Below are 15,892 nucleotides of genomic sequence, written 5' to 3'. Positions count from 1 at the left end.
CACAAATTGCCCTCCCCGGCAGAGGGGGTTGGTTTTCCCCTCCCACCCAGTGTCCACCGCGAGGCTCTATGTCCGACTTCACCCAGCCATCGGAAATCGCCCGGGAAGCCCTGTTGCGCTTGGCGCAGCGTCGCATTCCGCCGACCCCCGACAACTACCTGGCCCTGTACCACGAGATTTCCGGCACGCCGCCCACCGAGATCTTCCCGGAGCGGGCCATGAAGGCCCTGGCCGGCGCCCTGCCCCGCAACACGGCGGAACAGACCCGTCTCGCCCGCCAAATGGAACAGGCGGTGGCGGACAAAAGCTGGAACGGCATCAAGCAGACCCTGGAGGACATCTTCACCCGCCTGGCGGCGGAACCGCCCCAGTGGGGCGGCCTGCTCAAGGAACTGCTGGCACACCTGGAAACCCATAGTGCCGGCCTGACCCTGGCCCAGAAACGGGAAAGCCTGGATCACGTGCTGGCCAACGCCGCCAATCCGGATCTGCTGTTCCAGCGCATGCAGGGCTTGCTGCGTTCCTGGTCGCAGACCCCGGACGCGGCGGCCGAGTCCCTGGTGGACGCGGTGGCGCCGGCCCCCGTCGCCGAAGCAGCAGCCAAGGACGGCGCCCCGGCCCCGGTCGTCGCCGCCCCCGGCAGCGAACACAGCACCGCCGAATGGCGGGAACTGATCGCCATGCTGCTGGAAAACGCCCTGCCGCCCCTGCTGGCGGAGTCGCCGGAACTGGCCGACGAAGCGGCCCGGATCTCGCGGGAAATCCGCACGCCCCAGGCGGCGAAAAAAGTGGGCGAGTTCGCCACCCGGGTGAAGAAGTTCATCTACCGCCTGCATTTCGTCGCCGAGGACCAAGCCGAGTTGCGCACCGCCCTGCTCAGCCTGCTGCGCCTATTGGTGGAGAACATCGACGAGCTGGTGGTGGACGACCAATGGCTGCAAGGCCAGATCAGCGTGGTCTCCGCCCTGGTGAACCAGCCCCTGGACCTGCGCCGCCTGGACGACATGGAGCGCAAGCTGAAGGATCTGATCTACAAGCAAAGCGCCCTGAAGAAACACCTCAACGAGGCCCGCGATCGGCTCAAGTCCATGCTCGCCACCTTCGTGGACCGGCTCGGCGACATCGTCACCACCACCGGCGACTACCACAGCACCATTGAGCGCTGCGCCGACCGCATCAGCAAGAGCAAGGACATTTCGGAAATCACCGACGTGCTGGACGAAGTGATGCGCGAAACCCGCAACGTCCAGTTCTCGGCCCTGCGCTCCCGGGACGAACTGGCGGAGATGCGGCAGAAGGTGGCCCAGACCGAACAGGAAGTGGCCCGCTTGCAGCAAGAGTTGGCCGAAGCCAGCGACATGGTGCGTCAGGATGCCCTCACCGGCGCCCTCAACCGCAAGGGCATCGACGAGGCCCTGGAAAAGGAAATGGCCCGCAGCCAGCGCCAGGGCAGCAAGCTCTGCATCGCCCTGCTGGACGTGGACAATTTCAAGAAGATCAACGACTCCCTGGGCCACGACGCCGGTGACGAAGCGCTGATCCACTTGGCCGGCGTCATCGGCCAGACCGTGCGGCCCCAGGACACCCTGGGCCGCTACGGCGGCGAGGAATTCGTCGTACTGCTGCCCGACACCCTGCTGGAGGAGGGCGTCGGTGCCATGACCCGGGTCCAGCGGGAACTGACCAAGCGCTTTTTCCTGCACAACAACGATAAGGTGCTGATCACTTTCAGTTGCGGCGTGGCCGAACTGGGGCCGGAGGAAAGCGCCAAGGACGCCCTGCAACGGGCCGACCAGGCCATGTACCTGGCCAAACGCTCCGGCAAGAACCGGGTGCTGGCCGCCTGATCCCATTCCCGCCTCCGCCCGTCCCATGCCGGACGGGTGGGGACGGTAGAATCCCGGCACCTTCCAACGTCGGGATCGGCTTCACATGACAACCCTTCTGGTCACCGGCGGTGCCGGTTTCATCGGTTCCGCCCTGGTCCGCCAACTGATGGCCGAAACCGACTGGCGCGTCATCAACATCGACAAGCTCACCTACGCCGGCAACCTGGAAAGCCTCAAGTCCGTAGCCGACAATCCGCGCCACATCTTCAGCCATACCGATATTTGCGACCGGGCCGCCCTCGATGCGCTGTTCGCCCAATACCGGCCCGATGGCGTCATGCATCTGGCGGCCGAATCCCATGTGGACCGTTCCATCCACGGCCCCGGCGATTTCATCCAGACCAATGTGGTGGGTACCTTCACCCTGCTGGAAGCCGCCCGGGGTTACTGGAGCAGCCTTGACGATGCGGCCAAAGCGGCCTTCCGCTTTCACCACATTTCCACCGACGAAGTCTTCGGCAGCCTGGGGGCCGAGGGCCAGTTCTGCGAAACCACGGCCTACGATCCGCGCTCCCCCTACTCTGCCTCCAAGGCCTCGTCGGACCATCTGGTGCGGGCCTGGCACCACACCTACGGCCTGCCCGTGGTGGTGACCAACTGCTCCAACAACTACGGCCCCTACCACTTCCCCGAAAAGCTGATCCCCCTGATGATTCTCAACGCCCTGGCGGGCAAGCCCCTGCCCATCTACGGCAAGGGCGAGAACGTGCGGGACTGGCTCTACGTGGACGACCACGCCCGCGCCCTGCGCGCCGTGTTCGAGCGGGGGCAGGTGGGGGACACCTACTGCATCGGCGGCAATGCCGAGCGCACCAATATGCAAGTGGTGGACGCCCTCTGCGCCCTGCTGGACGAACTGGCCCCCCGGGCTGACGGCCAGTCCTACGCCACACAAAAAACCTTTGTCGCCGACCGTCCCGGTCACGACCTGCGCTACGCCATCAATGCCGACAAGCTGCGCCGCGACCTGGGCTGGCAGCCAACGGAAACCTTCGACAGCGGCCTGCGCAAAACGGTGCAGTGGTATCTGTCCAACCAGGACTGGGTGGCCCATGTGCAAAGCGGTGAATACCGCCAATGGCTGGACAAGCAGTACGGTGCCTGAATCATGGTCATGACGGCCGCCCCCACCCTCCTCATCCTCGGCAGCCAGGGCCAGGTCGGCTGGGAGCTGCAACGGGCTTTGGCCCCGCTGGGCAAGGTGGTGGCCTGGGGTCGGCATGAGGCCGACCTGAGTCAGCCGACGTCATTGGCCCGCCAGATCGACACCCTCGCCCCGGCGCTCATCGTCAATGCCGCCGCTTACACGGCAGTGGACAAAGCAGAAAGCGAAGCGGCACTGGCCCGGCGGATCAATGCCGAAGCCCCAGGCGTCATCGCCCAAGCCGCCACACGCTGCGGTGCCCGGTTGATTCAATATTCCACCGATTACGTGTTTGCCGGTGACCTGGAGCGCCCCTATCGGGAAGACGATGCCACCGCCCCTCGCAGCGTCTACGGCGGCAGCAAACAGGCCGGGGAGGCAGCCGTGCTGGCCGCCTCCGCCAACCACTTGGTGCTACGCACCGCCTGGGTCTATGGCCGCCACGGCAACAATTTCGCCAAAACCATCCTGCGCCTGGCGCGGGAAAAGGACCATCTGCAAGTGGTCAATGACCAGTTCGGCGCCCCTACCCCGGCGAGCCTGGTCGCCGACGTCACGGCCCACGTGGTCGCCCGGCTGCTGCGCAGTGCCCCCCCCGTTCCCGGCGGTCTCTACCACCTGACCGCCAGCGGTCACACCAGTTGGCACGGCTTTGCCCAGGCCATCGTCAGCCAGGCACAGGCCCTGGGTGCCGAACTCAAGCTAAGGGCCGAGGCCATCGAAGCCATTCCCACCAGCGACTATCCCCTGCCGGCGCCTCGGCCCGCCAATTCCCGCCTCGACTGCGGCAAACTGGCGAATGTTTTCGGCCTGCACCTGCCTGCCTGGCAGACCCTGCTTCCCCACATTCTCGCGGACATCCTGACGCCATGACTACCACTCGGAAGGGCATCATCCTCGCCGGCGGCACCGGCACCCGGCTCCACCCCGCCACCCTGGCCCTCTCCAAGCAGCTGTTGCCGGTGTATGACAAGCCGATGATCTACTACCCCCTCAGCGTACTCATGCTGGCGGGCATCCGCGACATCCTGCTGATTTCCACGCCCCAGGACACGCCCCGCTTCCAGCAACTGCTGGGAGATGGCAGCCAGTGGGGCATGCGCTTGAGCTACGCGGTACAACCCGAACCGCGCGGACTGGCGGAAGCCTTTCTCATCGGTCGCGACTTCCTCGCCGGCGCGCCCTGCGCCCTGGTGCTGGGGGACAACCTGTTCTACGGCCAGGAACTGACCAGCCAACTGCGCCAGGCCGCCGCGTCCACCGAGGGCGCCACCGTTTTCGCCTATCCGGTGCAAGACCCCGAGCGCTATGGCGTGGTGGAATTCGGCCCCCAGGGCGACGTCGTCGGCATCGAGGAAAAACCCGCCCAACCCAAGTCCCGCTACGCGGTCACCGGCCTGTATTTCTTCGACGGCCAGGTAGCCGACATCGCCGCCGGTCTCACCCCCTCGGCCCGGGGCGAGTTGGAAATCACCGACGTGATCCGCCACTACCTCGACCAGCGCGACCTGGCGGTAACGATCATGGGCCGGGGCATGGCCTGGCTCGACACCGGCACCCACGACTCCCTGCTGGAGGCCGGACAATTCATCGCCACCCTGGAAAAGCGCCAGGGTCTCAAGGTGGCCTGCCCCGAGGAAATCGCCTGGCGCCAGGACTGGATCAACGACACCCACCTCGCCGCCCTGGCCGCAGCCCTGCCCAACAGCGGCTACGGCGCCTACCTGCTGGCCCTGTTGCAGGAAAAAGCGCCGCGATGAAGGCCCTGCCGACCCAGCTTGCCGGCCTGCTGGTGCTGGAGCCCGATCTCCACCGCGACCCGCGCGGCTACTTCTACGAGCGCTGGAACGCCCGCACCCTGGCCGATCTGGGCATCGCGGCGACGTTCGTCCAGGACAACCATTCCCTTTCCCAGCGCAACGTGTTGCGCGGCCTGCACTACCAGGTGGAACGGCCCCAGGGCAAGCTGGTGCAGGTGATGCGGGGCGAGGTTTTTGACGTGGTGGTGGACCTGCGGAAATCTTCTTCCACTTTTGGCCAGTGGGAAGGCATTGTTCTTTCCGCCGACCGACCCCGTTCCCTCTGGATCCCCCCCGGTTTCGCCCATGGCTTCTACGTGCTCTCGGCCGAGGCCGAGGTCAGCTACCAGGTCACCGATTACTGGCATCCGGCGGGGGAACGCAGCCTGCGTTGGAACGACCCGACCCTGGCCATTGCCTGGCCCTGCACCCAGCCTCCCCAGCTTTCAGCCAAGGACGCCACTGCGTCGTGGTTCGCGGAGGCCACGCTTTTCCCCTGAACCGGGCCCATGCACGGAAATTGCTGAAGCTGGCCGATGCTAGACTCAAACCAATTTCCATTCCCACCCCCACGGCCATGACGGTACGCATTTCTCCGCAACAGGAACACCCACTGCGACAGCGGCTCAACGACGAGGTCCACGCCCGTCCCCCGACCCTGCTCACCGGGCAGGAGTGGGTCAGCTACCTGGCGGTCATCCACGACCAGGCCAGCGCCGAGGACGAAGAGGCCCACCTGCGGCAGCTCTGCCACCTGCTGGGCTCCACCGACATCCCCCTCGCCTCCGGCGACCAGTGGGTGCTGGAGATCGGCGGCCTGCGCCTCAAGCGCGAGCGCCACAACGAATTCTCCAGCTTCACCTTCTTCCGCCAGCGCCAGACCGACGACGGCGCCGACACCACGGCCCTGGACGGCTTTCCCCAGGCCTGGGTGCAGGCCATTCCGGGCAAGATCATCGTCGCCGCCCACGTCGAGTTCCGCTCCGCCGCCGAACAGGAACCGGACGACGTGCTGCGCACCATGGCCCGCGCCACCGACACCGTGGTCACCACCATCGGCGACGGCGCCGCCTGGGTCTTTTCCGACTTCCGCCTGCGGGAAGGCTTCACCCACTTCCTCGTCCTCAGCGCCAGCCTCAACAGCCTCCAGGCCGGCCGCACCGTGCAGCGTCTGCTGGAAATCGAGACCTACCGCATGATGGCCCTGCTCGCCTTCCCCGTTGCCAAGGAAGTGGGCCGGCTGCTGGGCACCGCCGAGCAGCAACTGGCGGACCTGATGGAACGCATGGGCAGCGCCGAGACCATGGAGGACGAGCGCCTCATGCTGCAACAACTGACCCGTCTTGCAGCAGACATCGAACACTCCATCACCCGCAGCGCCTACCGCTTCGGCGCCACCCAGGCCTACCACCGCCTGGTGGAGCAGCGCATCGACGACCTGCGGGAAAGGCGCGTGGAGGGCTTTCCCACCCTGCGCGAATACATGGGCCGCCGCCTCGCTCCCGCCGTCGCCACCTGTAGCAGCGTGGCCCGGCGCCAGGACGACCTGTCCAGCCGTATCGCCCGGGAAAGCGCCCTGCTGCGCACCCGGGTGGACATGGAACTGGAGCGGCAGAACCAGCAATTGCTGTCCCAGATGAACCGTCGCGCCAAGCTGCAACTGCGCCTGCAAGAGACCGTGGAAGGCCTCTCGGTGGTCGCCATCACCTACTACGCCTCGCAATTGGTGAGCTACCTGGCCAAGGGCATCAGTCATTACGTGGACATCGTCGAGCCCAGCGTGGTGGCCGCCGCCTCCATACCCGTCATCGCCCTGCTGGTGGCCTTCGGCATCCGCCGCCTGCGTCGCGCCCTGACCGCCGAGGAAGGCGAGCACTAGAGCTACGCCCATCAGAGCAGAAACTGCCGTCATTCCCGCGCAGGCGGGAATCCAGCGGCTATTCCCCCAAACCCAAGTCGCGGGGTCCCCGCCTACGCGGGGACGACGAACCGGACACCCCAGGCAAAACGCCGCACCACGCCGCCCCCACCCGCCAAGCCAGGCGGCGGGGCCGTTTGCGGCAAGGCTTCATCTTTGACCAAAGTACTGGGATAATCCGCCCCTTTTCCCTTTCAGGAAACCCTTTTCGTGAGCGCAACCCTGTTTGAATCCAGCATCAAGAGCCTGCCCCTGTTGGGCAAGGGCAAGGTCCGCGACATCTATGCCGTGGGCGACGACAAGCTGCTGGTCATCACCACCGACCGCCTGTCCGCCTTTGACGTGATCCTGCCCGACCCCATCCCCGACAAGGGCCGGGTCCTGACCGCCGTCGCCAACTTCTGGTTCGGCAAGCTGGCCCACGTCATCCCCAGCCAGCTCACCGGCATCGACCCCGAAAGCGTGGTCGAGGGCGAGGACGAAAAAGCTCAGGTGCGCGGCCGCGCCCTGGTGGTCAAGCGCCTCAAGCCCCTGCCCATCGAGGCCGTGGCACGGGGCTACCTGATCGGTTCCGGCTGGAAGGACTACCAAACCAGCGGCAAGGTCTGCGGCATTGATCTGCCCGCCGGCCTCAAACAGGCCCAGCAACTGCCCGAACCCATCTTCACCCCCGCCACCAAGGCCGAGGTGGGCGACCACGATGAGAACATCGACTACGCCACCACCGAAAAGCTGGTGGGCAAGGAAATGGCGGCCAAGGTCAAGGAAGTCACCTTGCGCCTCTACAAGGAAGCCTCGGCCTTCGCCCGCATCAAGGGCATCATCATCGCCGACACCAAGTTCGAGTTCGGCCTGGACGACAGCGGCCGCCTGCACCTCATCGACGAAGTGCTGACCCCCGACTCCTCCCGCTTCTGGCCCGCCGACAGCTACCAGGTGGGCACCAGCCCCGCCAGCTTCGACAAGCAATTCGTCCGCGACTACCTGGAAACCTTGGACTGGAACAAGACCGCCCCCGGTCCCCGCCTGCCCGCCGACGTGCTGGAAAAAACCGCCGCCAAATACCGCGAGGCCTACACCCGCCTCACCGGCAACAGCCAACTGCCCGAGGCCTGATCGGTTAGCGCCCCAAACAAAAAGCCGCCTTCGGGCGGCTTTTTGTTTGGGGGGTACAACATCACCATCCACAGAAAGTTGGGCCTTTCTTGCTTGTATAAGCAGTCGTGTTGCGCAGGAAGGGACATGCGCGCCTAGCCAAACTCACGAGACAAAATATGACAGTAGACTTTTAGTTCATGGTAACTATATTCATAACTAAACATAGCTCCATGTCACTCATAAATTATCAAAGCCAAACCTCTGCGCTGGAGCAGCGTACCTGCGCCAGATTGCCCTTGCCGTTAAGGGTTAACAACAAAACGTGGATGCCGGAAACCACCTTCATGAGCCAATAAACGGGGCGAATACCGAAAAGCCATATAGAGTAGGTGATGCAGCGATGGAGGATGACAAATGACAACTCTATATGAAATCACGTCGTATCAAGGAGGATCATACCTAGGCGTTGTAACCCCAACTCCCGTAGCGGGGATGGTGGTAGGTCTTTATCCAGCGCAACCAGGTCTGAGGAAAAGGTGGACCTTCAACAATGTCACAGGTGGCACACAGATCGTCTTACATGCAAACCCATCTTTAGTGCTCGCCACCGCAACTACGCCCCATAATGGAACGGGTTTGGTGCTTGCAACGAATGCAAGCCCACCGTCCCCAACCAGCCTTTTTATCCCATTCGGAGCCGGTAATCCAACCGGATTCATCATAAGTGCAGACCAGGACGCTGGGGCAGTTTTTTTCCTTGATAATTCTGGAAATCCGATCAATGGCCCCGTCCATATGTGGTGGAGCAACCCATCAAACCAAGTATGGGTAATAGTTTCAACAGATGGTAACTCGGAGGAGTAGAAAGGCTTTTTGTTCTCTTTAAGCTATCCACAGGCACAAAAACAAAAGTCCTGATTCATAAACAAACCTGCGCTGTACGGGATTACCCGTACAGCGCAATTCCCCCGTTGCCCCCTTCCCATCGCGCAACCGGATATCGAATAGTGCGTCTGATTGCCTAATCCAGCATGTATGCCCTGCTGCTTCCGCCTTTTGGGCGTGCTACACCTGCACCAATAGCCGACTTCTCCCCGATAATCGCCACTTTCCTGAACTGCCCCGGCGATTTGCCGGACAAGCCCATCACCATGAGTCTTCATCTCCTCTTCCAGCAAGCCATCTCCCATCACCGCGCGGGCCAGTTGGGGCAGGCGGATGAAATCTATGCCTTCCTCGGTAATGCCGATCCGCGCAATGGCCAGATTCCCTATCTACGTGGCTTGGTGTCCTTGCATGGCAATCAGCCGCAGCGCGCTCTGGAGCAACTGATGCAGGCGGCGAAACTGGGCTTTCAACAGTCCGATCTGTTCTTCCAGTTGGGCAAATGCCACGCCGCCCTGGGCAACGACGAGGCCGCGTTGGACAACTACCGCCAGGCACTGCAACGAGATGGACAGAATGTGGATGCCCTATGCAACGCCGCCAACATCCTCTTGCGCCAGGGCAGGCAGCAGGAAGCCCTGGCCGATTACCAAGCCGCTGTCGCCCTGGCGCCGGACAACGGCGTGATCCGCTACAACCTGGGCACCTTGTACTTGCAGCGCCTGCAACCGGAACTCGCCATTCCCCATTTCGAGGCCGCCATCGGCCTCCTGCCGAATCACGTCTCGGCCCACAACAGCCTGGGTGCGGCTAAGACGGAAATCGGCGAACTCGAGGCGGCCCTGCCCCATTTCCGCAAGGCCAACGCCCTTGAGCCGAGCTTTGCCGATCCCTGGTTCAACGCCCACGGCGCGCTGCTCGACCTGCACCGTCCCGCCGAGGCCATCGCCAGCCTGGAGGGCGCCGTCAAGGCCGCGCCGGACAATCCGGTCTATCGTTTTTTCCTGGGCGCCGCGCAGTGCTGCGTCGGCGACCGGACAGCGGGGGAAGCCCTTCTGGAGAGCCTGCGACAGGAAACCGCCATCCAGGCGGAACTGGACTCCTGGGATTACTTGGTGGGTCTCGGCACGCCCCTGCCGCCCATGCTGGGCACCGGCAAGGGCATCCAGACCCTGGCCATGGCAGCCGCGCAAGTGGACGGTCTGGTGCTGGAGTTCGGCGTGTTCAACGGCAAATCGATCCGGCAACTCGCCACCCTGACCGAGGGCCCGGTCCACGGCTTCGACAGTTTCGAGGGTCTGCCGGAAGCCTGGGGTGACGAGGCCAGGGGCAGCTACAGCGCCTTCGGCCGGCTGCCCCAGGTGCCGGACAACGTGCGCTTGCACCGGGGCTGGTTCGAGGACTCGATCCCTCCCTTCCTCCAGGCCGAGGCCGGCCCCATCCGCTTCATCAACATCGACTGCGATCTTTACAGTTCGACCAAGACCATTTTCGACCTCATGGCGTCCCGCTTCGTCCCGGGCACGGTCATCCTGTTCGACGAATACCTGGGTTATCCCTCCTGGCGGGAGGACGAATTCAAGGCTTTCCACGAGGCCGCCGCCCAACAGGGCTGGCGCTACGAACTGCTGGGTTTCAGCTTCCTCACCAAACAAGCGGCGCTGCGGCTGCGCTAGGAGCGGACAGTCCATCGCACATCGCCTCTTTAGTTTTTCCCCATCACCCCCATTGTCTTTCCAGGCCCCCGGCCCGCCGCCGGCTGCGGCACAATAAGGCCGTTGCCGTCACTCAATCCATCAAGGCTATCCATGAGCACCCCCAATCCCCTTCTCGATTTTTCCGGCCTGCCCCGTTTCGACGCCGTCCAGCCTGAGCACGTGGCACCGGCCATTCGCCAGTTGATCGGCGACTACCGCGCACTGATCACCGCCCTCACCGCGCCCACGGCGCCGGCTTCCTGGGACGGCTTCATGCAGCCCCTCACCGATATGGGCGAAAAACTTTCCCGGGCCTGGGGCATCGTCGGCCATCTGCACTCGGTCAATGACGTGCCCGCCTGGCGCGAGGCCTACAACGCCATGCTGCCCGAGGTGTCCGGTTTCTACGCCGACCTGGGGCAGAACCTGGCCCTGTTCGCCAAGATCAAGGCCCTGGCCGCCAGCGCCGAATACGCCGCCCTGTCGCCGGCCCGCAAGCGCATTGTGGACAACGACCTGCGGGACTTCCGCCTGTCCGGCGCCGAGCTGGCCGAGGACAAGAAACCCCGTTTCAAGGAAATCCAGGAAGAACTCTCGGCCCTGGCCGCCAAGTTCTCCGAGAACCTGCTCGACGCCACCAACGCCCACGCCGAGTGGATCGCCGACGAAGCCGAGCTTGCCGGCCTGCCGCCCGACGTGATCGCCGCCGCCCGAGCCGCCGCCGAGAAGGAAAACAAGCCGGGCTGGAAGTTCACCCTCCACGCACCGTCCTACATTCCCATCCTGCAATACGCCGAGAACCGGGGCCTGCGCGAGCGCATGTACCGGGCCTACGCCACCCGTGCCTCCGAATTCGGCAAGACCGAATGGGACAATACCGGCCTGATCGAGAAGATCCTTGCCCTACGTGCCGAGGAGGCGGCCCTGCTCGGTTACGCCAATTACGCCGAGGTGTCCCTGGTGCCCAAGATGGCCGAGACGCCGGCCCAGGTGGCGGCCTTCCTGCGCGATCTGGCGGCGAAGGCGCGGCCCTTTGCCGAGAAGGACTACGCTGAGGTGAAGGACTTCGCCCGCAGCGAGTTGGGCATGGATGCCCTGGAAAGCTGGGATCTGGCCTGGGCTTCGGAAAAGCTCAAGCAGGCCCGCTACGCCTTTTCCGACGAGGAGGTGAAGCAGTACTTCCCCGAGCCCAAGGTGATCGCCGGTCTGTTCCGGGTCATCGAATCGGTGTTCGGCGTCAAGCTGGAAGCGGACAGCGCTCCGGTGTGGGACAAGGACGTGAGCTTCCACCGCATCACCCAGGACGGCAAGCTGATCGGCCAGTTCTACCTGGACCTGCACGCCCGGGAAACCAAGCGCGGCGGCGCCTGGATGGACGACGCCATCACCCGGCGCCGGGTCAACGCGGGCATCCAGACCCCGGTGGCCTACCTCAACTGCAACTTCCCCGCCCCGGTCGGCAACAAGCCCGCCACCTTCAGCCACGACGACGTGATCACCCTGTTCCACGAGACCGGCCACGGCCTGCACCACCTGTTGACCCAGGTGGAGGAGTACTCGGTGTCCGGCATCCACGGCGTGGAATGGGACGCGGTGGAACTGCCCAGCCAGTTCATGGAAAACTTCTGCTGGGAATGGGACGTGCTGCAAGGCATGACCGCACATGTTGACAGCGGCGCGCCCCTGCCCCGGGCCCTGTACGACAAGATGATCGCCGCCAAGAACTTCCAGAGCGGCCTGGGCACCCTGCGCCAGATCGAATTCGGCCTGTTCGACCTGCTGCTCCACAGCGAATTCACCCCCGGTCAGGGCAGCACCTACCTGGACCTGCTGGCCCAGGTGCGCAAGGAAGTGGCGGTGATCCTGCCGCCCGCGTGGAACCGCTTCCCCAACAGCTTCAGCCACATTTTCGCCGGCGGCTACGCGGCGGGCTATTACAGCTACAAGTGGGCCGAAGTCCTCTCCGCCGACGCCTACGCCGCCTTCGAAGAGGCGGCCCAAGCACGGGGCAGCACTCTGGACACGGAAACCGGCAACCGCTTCCTCAAGGAGATTTTGTCCGTGGGCGGCTCGCGTCCGGCCATCGAGTCCTTCAAGGCCTTCCGTGGCCGGGAACCCCAGCCCGACGCCCTGCTGCGCCACAACGGCATGGTGGCGGCCTGAGGGACAACGATCCCAGACGCCGAGGGCGCTGAAAAGACAAGGGCGGAAGGACCGCATTCGCGGCGCCTTCCGCCCTTTTTCATGGTGCTTTGCTGGCGCTGGCGGCTACTGCCCCACGGCCAGTTCGTGCAACTCGCGCTCCAACAGCAAGGGGTCGCCGCTGTTGAGTTCCACCAGCCGGCGCAGATGGGTGATGCTGTCCAGGTCGATGTTGTCGCAGTGCAGCCCCACGTGCCGGCCCTCCACATGGGCGACGGACACCTTCATGTGAATGGCCGTCTCGGGCGACAGGGTCAGGTGCAACTCGCCGTGATCGCCGGCCTTGAGGGGAAAATCCTCCGCCACCTCGACCAAGGCGCCCTTGAGGGACAGATCAAGCAAATGGGCGACATGGCTGCCGCGACCGTCCGCCAGCCGCACCGTGGCGTCGAAGGAGGCGCGCCAGTGGTGGCGGCGGTTGTCAGTGGGCAGGGTCATGGGCGTCCTCGTGGGCGATCGGCGCCGCGTTGTCGGCGTCGGGGAAATAACGGGCCAGGGGACAAGTGCAGGTATCGTCGCACGCGTGTTCCCGGGCGCACTCGACCAGGGTCTGGTCCACCAGCACCATCTCGTTGTGGCGCTTGCACAGGGCAAAGGGAGAATCGAACATGACGGGCTCCTCTGCGCGTCGTTCCGCCGAAGGGCGGAAACCTGTCCCATCCTACACCCGGGCTTTCACCCCTGCCAAGCCGATTGCCATCCCGCTGTCGGTAGAATGCGCCGTCCTTACGAATCGAGATCGCCCCCTGTGAAGATCGCCGCCTGGAACGTGAATTCCCTCAAGGTGCGCCTGCCCCATGTCCTCGACTGGCTGGCCGCCCAGCAACCCGACGCCCTCTGCTTGCAGGAAACCAAGACCGAGGACAAGGGTTTCCCCTTCGCCGAGCTGGAAGCCGCCGGCTACAGCGCCATCCACAACGGCCAGAAAACCTACAACGGCGTCGCCATTCTCAGCCGTCACGGGGTGAGCGACGTACAGCGGGACATCCCCGGCTTTGCCGACGAGCAGAAGCGCATCATCGCCGCCACGGTGAACGGCGTGCGCCTGGTGTGCGCCTACATGCCCAACGGCAGCGAGGTGGGTTCGGACAAGTACGACTACAAGTTGCGCTGGCTGGCGGCCCTGACCGACTGGCTCAAGGACGAGCTTACGCGCCACCCCAAGCTGGCCCTGCTCGGCGACTACAACATCGCCCCCGACGACCGGGACGTGCACGACCCCGCCGCCTGGAAGGACAAGATCCTGTGCTCCGCTCCCGAGCGCAGCGCCTTCCAGAACCTACTGGCCCTGGGCCTGGAGGATTCCTTCCGCCTCTTCGAGCAAGCCGAGCAAAGCTTCAGCTGGTGGGACTACCGGGCGGCGGGCTTCCGCCGCAACGCCGGCCTGCGCATCGACCACATCCTGCTGTCCGCGCCCCTGGCGCGGCAATGCACCGGCAGCGTCATCGACAAGGCGCCGCGCAAGCTGGAACGGCCCTCGGATCACGCGCCGGTACTGGCGGAGATCGCACCGTGACGCCGGACCAGGAGGAACGGCTGCGCCAGCTCTATCCGGTGCTGGCCGCGCTGCCGCCGGAACTCTTGCGTCAATGTTGCGACGAAGCCCAGGTTATGACCCTGCCTGCCGGCACCAGCGTCTTCGACGGCGGCCAGCCCTGCCAGGGCTTTCCCTTCATCCTCGAAGGCGGCATCCGGGTGCTCAAAAGCGCCGCCAACGGCCGCGAGCTGCCCCTCTACCGGGTACTGCCCGGTGAATCCTGTCTGATCAGTTCCGGCTGCCTGCTGGGCCACAGCGACTACAACGCCCGTGGCGTAACGGAAAACGACACGGTGATGGTGCTGCTGCCCAGCCTGCGCTTCGACGCGATGCTGGCCAACCCGGCCTTTCGCCAATTCGTCTTCGCCCTGTTCGGCGAACGCATGGCCGACCTGATGGAACTGGTGGAGGAAGTCGCCTTCCGCAAACTCGACCAGCGCCTGGCCAATCTGCTGCTGGGCAAGGGCCACACCCTGCACACCACGCACCAGCAACTGGCCGACGAACTGGGCAGCGTGCGCGAAATGGTGAGCCGTCTGCTCAAGGGTTTCGCCGAGCAAGGCCTGGTGAAACTGGGACGGGAGCAAATCGAAATCCTCGACCCCGCCGGCCTGCGCCGCCTGGCCAGCTGAGTCAGCCAGGCCCGCCGATGACGAAGGTCGGCCCCCTGGGTGACTAAGGTTACAGATGACCACGCCGCGACAGTGGTGTAATCCTCCCGTCATCCATCCACAGGAGTGCATCCCATGAAAGCAAACGTCGGCGGCATCGACCGCATCCTTCGTATCGTCGTCGGTCTGGCCCTGGTGGCCTGGGCCCTGATGGGCGGCCCCGTGTGGGCCTGGATCGGCGTGGTTCCCCTGGGCACCGGCCTGGTGGGTTTCTGCCCGCTCTACCCCCTGCTGGGCCTCAGCACCTGCCCGGTCAAGAAGGACTGAGCAACGCCGCGGCGAGTTTGTCGCACTGCAAAAAGCCCGCTTCGGCGGGCTTTTGTTTTATCGCGACGCGAAACAGTAACGCTCCATTCAACGTGGTTACTTGAAATCTCAACAAAGCTCCGCTAGGCTGGCCCCATGGGTTTTGGTTTTTGCTGGACCCGCCGCCGTACCCCGTCCCATCCCCCCGCTGTTGCCCTTGTCGAGGAGTCGTTCCATGCCGAACCGTCTGATTCGCACCATCATCCAGGGCCAGAGAGTCGCCACGGCCCATCCTTCCGCCACCATCGTCGAAGCCGCCGCCGCCATGCGCCAGGCCAAGGTCGGCGCCCTCGCCATTCTTGAACAGGACAAGCTGGTGGGCATCTTCACCGAGCGCGACGCCCTGTTCCGCGTCCTGGCCGGCGGCCTCGATCCCCGCCGCACCACCATGGCCGACGTGATGACCCGCGACCCGCAAACCATCACCCCCAACCGCCCCCTCAGCCATGCCATGCATCTGATGCACGAAGGCGGTTACCGCCACATTCCCGTGGTGGAAAACGGCTACCTGGTGGGCATGGTTTCCGTGCGCGATGCCCTCGGTCCCGAACTCAAGCAGTTCGAGGAAGAACTGGAAAACAAGGAACACCTGTTCGAGCTGCTGGCCTGAGTTGCGCGTCTGGGTCCTTCCCACTCCTCCGAAAGAAGGGCCATCCGACCCGCCCCCTGGACCGATCCCCCCGGTTCGGTCCAGGGGTTTTCCATTGAAATTCCCCAAAATCGCGCAGAGGTAATCCATCGGGTTT

Annotated in this window: 15 protein-coding genes; 13 read left to right on the top strand and 2 right to left on the bottom strand. The window is 64.4% G+C overall.

Annotation, left to right across the window (positions count from 1 at the left end; genetic code table 11):
• Nucleotides 1-68: 68 nt before the first annotated feature.
• From ACYQ2U_RS02235 to ACYQ2U_RS02195, 9 genes are all read left to right on the top strand, one after another.
• Complete coding sequence (locus tag ACYQ2U_RS02235) at nt 69-1,847, top strand: GGDEF domain-containing protein (protein WP_459948704.1); 1,779 nt, start codon at nt 69-71, stop codon at nt 1,845-1,847.
• 85 nt (nt 1,848-1,932) lie between these two features.
• Nucleotides 1,933-2,994, top strand: a complete 1,062-nt coding sequence (gene rfbB / locus ACYQ2U_RS02230) for a dTDP-glucose 4,6-dehydratase (protein WP_459948703.1) — start codon at nt 1,933-1,935, stop codon at nt 2,992-2,994.
• Between the two features lie 9 nt (nt 2,995-3,003).
• Nucleotides 3,004-3,906 (top strand): dTDP-4-dehydrorhamnose reductase, encoded by a 903-nt coding sequence (gene rfbD / locus ACYQ2U_RS02225; protein ID WP_459948702.1) that lies wholly within the window; start codon nt 3,004-3,006, stop codon nt 3,904-3,906.
• Nucleotides 3,903-4,793 carry a glucose-1-phosphate thymidylyltransferase RfbA gene (gene rfbA / locus ACYQ2U_RS02220; RefSeq protein WP_459948701.1) on the top strand — a complete coding sequence of 297 codons (891 nt, stop codon included), beginning with the start codon at nt 3,903-3,905 and terminating at the stop codon, nt 4,791-4,793. Before rfbD ends, rfbA begins: the two co-directional genes overlap by 4 nt.
• Nucleotides 4,790-5,332, top strand: a complete 543-nt coding sequence (gene rfbC, locus ACYQ2U_RS02215) for a dTDP-4-dehydrorhamnose 3,5-epimerase (RefSeq protein WP_459948700.1) — start codon at nt 4,790-4,792, stop codon at nt 5,330-5,332. Before rfbA ends, rfbC begins: the two co-directional genes overlap by 4 nt.
• Complete coding sequence (locus tag ACYQ2U_RS02210) at nt 5,302-6,711, top strand: DUF3422 family protein (protein ID WP_459948699.1); 1,410 nt, start codon at nt 5,302-5,304, stop codon at nt 6,709-6,711. Before rfbC ends, ACYQ2U_RS02210 begins: the two co-directional genes overlap by 31 nt.
• 249 nt (nt 6,712-6,960) lie before the next feature.
• Nucleotides 6,961-7,866: a phosphoribosylaminoimidazolesuccinocarboxamide synthase gene (locus ACYQ2U_RS02205; RefSeq protein ID WP_459948698.1), complete on the top strand. Its 906-nt coding sequence runs from the start codon at nt 6,961-6,963 to the stop codon at nt 7,864-7,866.
• 1,133 nt (nt 7,867-8,999) lie between these two features.
• Nucleotides 9,000-10,409, top strand: coding sequence for a tetratricopeptide repeat protein (locus tag ACYQ2U_RS02200; protein ID WP_459948697.1), 1,410 nt, complete (start codon nt 9,000-9,002; stop codon nt 10,407-10,409).
• Between the two features lie 132 nt (nt 10,410-10,541).
• On the top strand, nt 10,542-12,593 hold the full coding sequence (locus ACYQ2U_RS02195; RefSeq protein WP_459948696.1) for a M3 family metallopeptidase: 2,052 nt from the start codon (nt 10,542-10,544) through the stop codon (nt 12,591-12,593).
• A gap of 105 nt (nt 12,594-12,698) precedes the next feature.
• Here ACYQ2U_RS02195 and ACYQ2U_RS02190 read toward each other — a convergent pair whose 3' ends face one another.
• The gene (locus tag ACYQ2U_RS02190) at nt 12,699-13,070 is read right to left on the bottom strand and encodes a PilZ domain-containing protein (RefSeq protein ID WP_459948695.1); all 372 of its coding nucleotides are present in this window, start codon (nt 13,068-13,070) and stop codon (nt 12,699-12,701) included.
• On the bottom strand, nt 13,054-13,242 hold the full coding sequence (locus ACYQ2U_RS02185) for a hypothetical protein (protein ID WP_459948694.1): 189 nt from the start codon (nt 13,240-13,242) through the stop codon (nt 13,054-13,056). Before ACYQ2U_RS02185 ends, ACYQ2U_RS02190 begins: the two co-directional genes overlap by 17 nt.
• Before the next feature lie 138 nt (nt 13,243-13,380).
• Between ACYQ2U_RS02185 and xth the strand changes: the two genes are divergently transcribed.
• From xth to ACYQ2U_RS02165, 4 genes are all read left to right on the top strand, one after another.
• Nucleotides 13,381-14,148 carry an exodeoxyribonuclease III gene (gene xth, locus ACYQ2U_RS02180; protein WP_459948693.1) on the top strand — a complete coding sequence of 256 codons (768 nt, stop codon included), beginning with the start codon at nt 13,381-13,383 and terminating at the stop codon, nt 14,146-14,148.
• Nucleotides 14,145-14,801, top strand: coding sequence for a Crp/Fnr family transcriptional regulator (locus ACYQ2U_RS02175; RefSeq protein ID WP_459948692.1), 657 nt, complete (start codon nt 14,145-14,147; stop codon nt 14,799-14,801). The genes xth and ACYQ2U_RS02175 overlap by 4 nt, the downstream gene beginning before the upstream one ends.
• Nucleotides 14,802-14,915: 114 nt before the next feature.
• Nucleotides 14,916-15,107, top strand: coding sequence for a YgaP family membrane protein (locus ACYQ2U_RS02170; RefSeq protein WP_459948691.1), 192 nt, complete (start codon nt 14,916-14,918; stop codon nt 15,105-15,107).
• 214 nt (nt 15,108-15,321) lie between these two features.
• Nucleotides 15,322-15,756, top strand: coding sequence for a CBS domain-containing protein (locus tag ACYQ2U_RS02165; protein WP_459948690.1), 435 nt, complete (start codon nt 15,322-15,324; stop codon nt 15,754-15,756).
• The last annotated feature ends 136 nt before the right edge of the window (nt 15,757-15,892 follow it).

The sequence above is a fragment of the Denitratisoma sp. agr-D3 genome, assembly GCF_054658675.1.
Note: the sequence above shows the minus strand (reverse complement) of the source record. Positions and strands in the feature narration are given on the sequence as shown.

Bases quoted from the DNA above. Each gene is read 5' to 3' on its own strand.
- ACYQ2U_RS02235 (WP_459948704.1), top strand. From the start codon at position 69: ATGTCCGACTTCACCCAGCCATCGGAAATCGCCCGGGAAGCCCTGTTG.
- rfbB (WP_459948703.1), top strand. From the start codon at position 1,933: ATGACAACCCTTCTGGTCACCGGCGGTGCCGGTTTCATCGGTTCCGCC.
- rfbD (WP_459948702.1), top strand. From the start codon at position 3,004: ATGACGGCCGCCCCCACCCTCCTCATCCTCGGCAGCCAGGGCCAGGTC.
- rfbA (WP_459948701.1), top strand. From the start codon at position 3,903: ATGACTACCACTCGGAAGGGCATCATCCTCGCCGGCGGCACCGGCACC.
- rfbC (WP_459948700.1), top strand. From the start codon at position 4,790: ATGAAGGCCCTGCCGACCCAGCTTGCCGGCCTGCTGGTGCTGGAGCCC.
- ACYQ2U_RS02200 (WP_459948697.1), top strand. From the start codon at position 9,000: ATGAGTCTTCATCTCCTCTTCCAGCAAGCCATCTCCCATCACCGCGCG.
- ACYQ2U_RS02195 (WP_459948696.1), top strand. From the start codon at position 10,542: ATGAGCACCCCCAATCCCCTTCTCGATTTTTCCGGCCTGCCCCGTTTC.
- ACYQ2U_RS02190 (WP_459948695.1), bottom strand. From the start codon at position 13,070: ATGACCCTGCCCACTGACAACCGCCGCCACCACTGGCGCGCCTCCTTC.
- ACYQ2U_RS02185 (WP_459948694.1), bottom strand. From the start codon at position 13,242: ATGTTCGATTCTCCCTTTGCCCTGTGCAAGCGCCACAACGAGATGGTG.
- ACYQ2U_RS02170 (WP_459948691.1), top strand. From the start codon at position 14,916: ATGAAAGCAAACGTCGGCGGCATCGACCGCATCCTTCGTATCGTCGTC.
- ACYQ2U_RS02165 (WP_459948690.1), top strand. From the start codon at position 15,322: ATGCCGAACCGTCTGATTCGCACCATCATCCAGGGCCAGAGAGTCGCC.